The sequence below is a fragment of the Streptomyces murinus genome, assembly GCF_002154555.1.
GTDB lineage: Bacteria > Actinomycetota > Actinomycetes > Streptomycetales > Streptomycetaceae > Streptomyces > Streptomyces murinus.
The window spans coordinates 1-3,284 of the sequence record NZ_MUNF01000749.1 but is presented as its reverse complement, the minus strand read 5'-3'; the positions used below and the strand labels follow the sequence as shown (position 1 = coordinate 3,284).

Annotated in this window: 4 protein-coding genes and 1 pseudogene; 3 read left to right on the top strand and 2 right to left on the bottom strand. The window is 74.4% G+C overall.

Features of this window, described 5'->3' with window-relative positions:
* The coding region (locus tag CCN72_RS34365; RefSeq protein WP_143664298.1) for a glycerate kinase at positions 1-474 on the bottom strand (474 nt) is incomplete at its 3' end.
* 174 nt (positions 475-648) lie between these two features.
* On the opposite strand from CCN72_RS34365, the gene CCN72_RS34360 reads away from it, so the two are divergent.
* The 3 genes from CCN72_RS34360 (at position 649) to CCN72_RS34350 (ending at position 3,054) form a co-directional block, all read left to right on the top strand.
* Positions 649-1,767, top strand: coding sequence for an ADP-ribosylglycohydrolase family protein (locus tag CCN72_RS34360; protein ID WP_086812254.1), 1,119 nt, complete (start codon positions 649-651; stop codon positions 1,765-1,767).
* Entirely contained in the window at positions 1,751-2,245 is a 495-nt protein-coding gene (locus CCN72_RS34355) for an NUDIX domain-containing protein (RefSeq protein WP_086812253.1), read from the top strand. Before CCN72_RS34360 ends, CCN72_RS34355 begins: the two co-directional genes overlap by 17 nt.
* Positions 2,246-2,316: 71 nt before the next feature.
* Positions 2,317-3,054: an SIR2 family NAD-dependent protein deacylase gene (locus CCN72_RS34350; RefSeq protein ID WP_086812251.1), complete on the top strand. Its 738-nt coding sequence runs from the start codon at positions 2,317-2,319 to the stop codon at positions 3,052-3,054.
* A 78-nt stretch (positions 3,055-3,132) separates the two neighbouring features.
* Here CCN72_RS34350 and CCN72_RS41030 read toward each other — a convergent pair.
* Positions 3,133-3,284: pseudogene (locus CCN72_RS41030) on the bottom strand (DNA-3-methyladenine glycosylase); the annotation flags it as partial.

The window sequence follows — 3,284 nt, the reverse complement described above, 5'->3', positions numbered from 1 at the left end:
GTCCTCCCCCAGGAACCGCGCCCCGAGCGCCGCCAGCATCCCGGCGCCGCCGTCCGTCGTGGCGCTGCCGCCGACGCCGAACACGATCGTCCGCGCGCCCGCGTCCAGCGCGGCCCGCAGCAGCTCACCCGAGCCGTACGTGGAGGCCGTCAGCGGCGCGAAGACCCCGGCCGGCAGCCGGTGCAGCCCGCTCGCCTCGGCCATCTCCACCACCGCGGTGCCCTCGCGCAGCGCGAACGCCGCCGTCACCGGCTCCCCCAGCGGCCCGGCCACCCGCACCTCGCGGCGCTCGAACCCGGCCGCGACCGCCGCCGCCACGGTCCCGTCCCCGCCGTCCGCCACGGGCAGCGCCTCGACCGCCAGGTCCGGCAGCACCCGGCGCAGCCCGGCCGTAACCCGCTCGGCGACCTGCACGGCCGTCAGCGAGCCCTTGAACTTGTCCGCGGCGATGAGTACCCGACGGCTCTCACCCACAGCTTCCGCCACCTTGCCATCCCCTTGCTCTCCGGGCCCCGCACACGGCGGGACCGGTCGCGCCGCTGCGACCCTAACCTCGGCGCCCGCTCGCCGCCATGCCCCGACCACGGGCTGAGCAGGCCGGGGGCGGGAATCAGGAGCAGGTCCGGGGAAAACGGGTAGGCCCCTGGCATGAGCAGCGAGCACCCCGCGCCCACCGGTCTCGCCGACCGGATCCACGGCGGCTGGCTCGGCCGGATCGCGGGCAACATGCTCGGCAAGCCGATCGAGCAGGGCGAGGTGTGGACCCGTACCCGCATCGACCGGTATCTCGGCGGCTGTGGCGCGCTGCCGCTCACCGACTACCTGCCGGAGCCCGCCGACCCGGCCGACACCGCCGTACTGCGCCCCGAGTGGCGCTCCTGCGTCCGGGGCCGGATCCACGGCAGCTGCCGCGACGACGACGTGGACTACACGGTCCTCGGACTGCACCTGCTGGAGAGCCGCGGCTTCGGCTTCAGCACCGAGGACGTCGGCGAGCTGTGGCTGCTGCGGCTGCCCTACCTCCAGACCTTCACCGCGGAGCGTGCGGCCTACCGCAACCTCGCGAACGGGCTGCGGCCGCCGCTGACGGCGACGTACGACAACCCGTACCAGGAGTGGATCGGCGCGCTGATCCGCGCGGACGTCTTCGGCTGGGCCTGCCCCGGCGACCCCGGGCGCGCGGCCGGTCTGGCGCGCCGGGACGCCGTGCTGTCGCACACGGGCAACGGCGTCTACGGCGCCATGTTCGCGGCCGCGCTGATCGCCGCGGCCTTCACCGCACCGGCCGTGCGGGACGCGCTGGAGAGCGCGCTCGGCGTGATCCCGGCGAGCAGCCGCCTCGCCCGTACGGTGCGCCGCGTCATGTCGCTGCACGAGGCCGGCCTCGACTGGGCGGACACCGTGGACACCGCGACCGGGGAGAGTGCCGGGGGCTGGATCCACACGGTGCCGAACGCGGCCGTCCTCACCGCGGGGCTGCTGTACGGCGACGACGACTTCACCCGGACCCTCGCGCTGACCGTGCGCGGCGGTCTGGACACCGACTCCAACGGGGCGACGGCGGGCTCGGTGGCCGGGGTCCGCACCGGCGCCGCCGCGCTGCCCGGCCACTGGAAGGATCCGCTCGAAGACACCGTCCGCAGCGCGGTGTTCGGGTTCGACGGGGTGCGGATCAGTGCGCTGGCCGAACGCACCGTGCGCCTGGCGCACGGCGGTTCGGGGCCCGGTCCGGCTGGATACCCTTCCCTCCATGACCTCCACCGCTGACTACGCCGCGTACATCGCCTCACTGCCCCGGGTGCTCGCCGGGGCCGCCGCGCTCTTCCGGGACGGAGCGGGCCGGGTGCTGCTGGTCGAGCCCAACTACCGCGAGGGATGGGGGCTTCCGGGCGGCACGGTGGAGTCGGACAGCGGGGAGACTCCCCGGCAGGGGGCCCGCAGGGAGACGCTGGAGGAGATCGGGCTCGACCGGGCGCTCGGGCGGCTGCTCGCCGTGGACTGGGTGCCGGGGACGGGACGGCCGCCGCTGGTGGCGTACGTGTACGACGGCGGGGTGCTCGCCGACGAGGAGCTGGGCGCGATCCGGCTCCAGGAGGAGGAACTGCTGTCCTGGCGGCTGGTCCCGCGCGAGGAACTCGCCGCGCACCTCCCCGGCGCCCTCGGCCGCCGTGTCCTCGCCGCCCTGGACGCCCTCGCGGACGGCTCGGGACCGGCCGAGCTGGAGAACGGCCACCGGGTGGACTGACCGCGCGGCCGCACCGCCACCGCGCGCATATCCATTCGCCCTTCCCCACCCCGCGCCCTACGCTCGGGCCCATGGGCAAGCCTCTCGTGGCCATTCTCAGTGGCGCAGGTATCTCCACCGATTCCGGGATCCCCGACTACCGGGGCCCGAACGGGCTGTGGCGGCGGGACCCCGAGGCCGAGAAGCTCGTGACCTACGAGTACTACATGGGCGACCCGGAGATCCGCCGGCGGTCCTGGCGGATGCGCCGCGAGAACGGCGCCCTGCGGGCCGAACCCAACGCCGCCCACCGGGCCGTCGCCGAACTGGAGCGGTCCGGGGTACCGGTCCGGGTGATCACACAGAACGTGGACGGGCTGCACCAGCTCGCCGGTACGTCCGCCCGCAAGGTGCTCGAACTGCACGGCACCGCCCGGGAGTTCCTCTGCACCCTGTGCCACACGCGCGGCCCGATGGCGGACGCCCTGGAGCGTCTGGAGGCCGGTGAGGACGATCCCCGGTGCCGGGAGTGCGGCGGCATCCTGAAGTCCGCCACCGTGATGTTCGGCGAGCGCCTCGACCCGATGGTCCTCGGCCAGGCCGTGGCCGTCACCAAGGCCTGCCAGGTGTTCATCGCCGTCGGCAGCAGCCTCCAGGTCCAGCCCGCCGCCGGCCTCGCGGGCCTCGCCGCCGACCACGGCGCCCGCCTGATCATCGTCAACGCCGACCCCACACCGTACGACGACCAGGCCGACGAGGTGATCCGCGAGCCCATCGGCACCGCGCTGCCCCGGCTGCTGGCCGCTCTGGCCGAGGATGCGGCGGGCTGACTCAGAACAGGCCGCTGAGCGTCATGTACGGACGTAGGGACCGTCAGTCTCGGTGTGGCGGATCATCGTGGAACCCACTTACACGGGAAGGAAGTTGATCGGGTGGCTGTCGGTCGCCCACAGATACTGCACCGCGTACGCCCGCCACGGACGCCATGCCTCCGCACGCGCGATCAGTGCCGCGGGCGTCGACGGCAGCCCCAGCTCGGCGGCCGCACGGCGGATACCGA

Coding starts and splice junctions, on each gene's coding strand:
- CCN72_RS34360 (WP_086812254.1), top strand. CDS start 649: ATGAGCAGCGAGCACCCCGCGCCCACCGGTCTCGCCGACCGGATCCAC.
- CCN72_RS34355 (WP_086812253.1), top strand. CDS start 1,751: ATGACCTCCACCGCTGACTACGCCGCGTACATCGCCTCACTGCCCCGG.
- CCN72_RS34350 (WP_086812251.1), top strand. CDS start 2,317: ATGGGCAAGCCTCTCGTGGCCATTCTCAGTGGCGCAGGTATCTCCACC.